The organism is Microvirga massiliensis, assembly GCF_001006805.1.
Lineage (GTDB): Bacteria > Pseudomonadota > Alphaproteobacteria > Rhizobiales > Beijerinckiaceae > Microvirga > Microvirga massiliensis.
Genome location: NZ_LN811372.1, coordinates 43397 through 44868, shown reverse-complemented (window position 1 = coordinate 44868; position 1472 = coordinate 43397). Strand labels below are relative to the sequence as shown.

Annotated in this window: 2 protein-coding genes; both read left to right on the top strand. The window is 64.0% G+C overall.

The genetic code is table 11. The features are described 5' to 3' along the window. Positions 1-122 precede the first annotated feature (122 nt). Positions 123-1052 carry a S1/P1 nuclease gene (locus tag BN1233_RS39950; RefSeq protein ID WP_046869241.1) on the top strand — a complete coding sequence of 310 codons (930 nt, stop codon included), beginning with the start codon at positions 123-125 and terminating at the stop codon, positions 1050-1052. A 222-nt stretch (positions 1053-1274) separates the two neighbouring features. Further along, a partial coding sequence (locus tag BN1233_RS51500) for a phage integrase N-terminal SAM-like domain-containing protein (protein WP_425311790.1) occupies positions 1275-1472 on the top strand: 198 nt, incomplete at its 3' end.

Here is a 1472-nt window from a genome sequence, read left to right as displayed (position 1 = left end):
GGCCTCGCGCCCAAATGTCCGAGTTGGATCGACCAAGTGTGGCAATGAACAGCTCGAAGATTCTCTTGGACACACCCCGGGGACCAGAACCCTCAAACTCATGGCCTCTCCTGAGAGACGCGATGGGGACGACCATGCGAAGGGTGGTGCTGACACTTCTGGCTGTCGCGGCATTGTCCGGGACCGCCTGGGGCTGGGACGATCCGGGCCACAAGATCGTCTGCGAGATGGCCTTTCGCCTCGTCAAGCCGACGACGCGCGCCGAGATCACGACGCTGATCCAGATCGATCCGGAGTTCGCGTCCTTCAGCGATGCCTGCACCTGGCCGGATCGCCCGAAGCGGCGCGCGCGCGATCACTTCATCAATGTGCCCCGAAATGCAGAGGGGCTCGCCTCGGCGGCGTGCCCGCTCGCGGAGAGCTGTATCCTGACGGCCATTGCGAACGACTTGGCTGTCCTTTCATCAGCGTCCACGCCTGCGGTGGATCGGCTGGCGGCGCTGAAGTTCCTGGGCCACTGGCTCGGCGACCTTCATGCGCCGCTCCACGTCTCGTTTGTGGATGATCGCGGCGGGAACGACCTTGCCGTCAGCGGGGAGTGCCAAGGGGTGCTTCACGCGGCTTGGGATGATTGCCTCGTGCTGAAGGCCGTCGGCGACGATGTGTCCGCGGCGGCGGGATCGCTGATCGGTGCGATCACACCAGCCCTGAGCGAGCGGTGGACGGCAACCGCGCCGCGCGACTGGGCCAATGAGTCGTTCGCTCTCGCGAAGGACGCCAGGACGGGATACTGCACCCAGCAGCCAGGATCGTGCGCGTTGCCCTCGGGTCCTGTGACCATCGATGCGGCCTATATCGCAGCAAGCACACCGGTGATCCGGGAGCAGCTCCAGAAAGCGGCGTGCGGCTCGCACACCTGCTGGACGCGGCACTGGGCAACTGAGTGGTGCATCCGGGAAGTCATGCAGCCTTTGGGAGCAGGCTATGGCTTCGACATGACCCTGCACGGACCGGTCCTCGGACGCAGCCTGCGGTTCCGAGCCGACCCATAACCGAAGGCTGACCCGCTGACGCCGCTGCGCCCGCCAACCTCCTGGTCAGCAAGGAGCAAGCTCCGTAATTGAGCTGAGCGGCTAAAGGTCCGCTCACCGTCGATTTCCGGAAGTTCGGCCAACTTCAGCTCTGTGCCAAAGGACTAAACCGCTCTCGCGGTAGCTTGCTGCGGCGACCGACACGGCCAATACGCTAGCGAGGCGGGGCGTCCTGTCTTGAAGATGAGGAGTTGGCAAACCCTCACTCAAGACAGGAGCTTCCCCATGACCGACGAAGCCATGAGCCCGTTGCGGCGCCGCATGATCGAAGACATGGCGATCCGCAAGTTAGCGCCGAAGACCCAACAAGGCTACATCCACACCATCAAGGACTTCGCCGCCTTCCTCGGCCGATCGCCTGACACGGCGAGCTTCGAGGAT

What these genes read in the sequence shown, in the direction of transcription:
- BN1233_RS39950 (WP_046869241.1), top strand. Translation starts at nt 123, where the DNA reads ATGGGGACGACCATGCGAAGGGTGGTGCTGACACTTCTGGCTGTCGCG.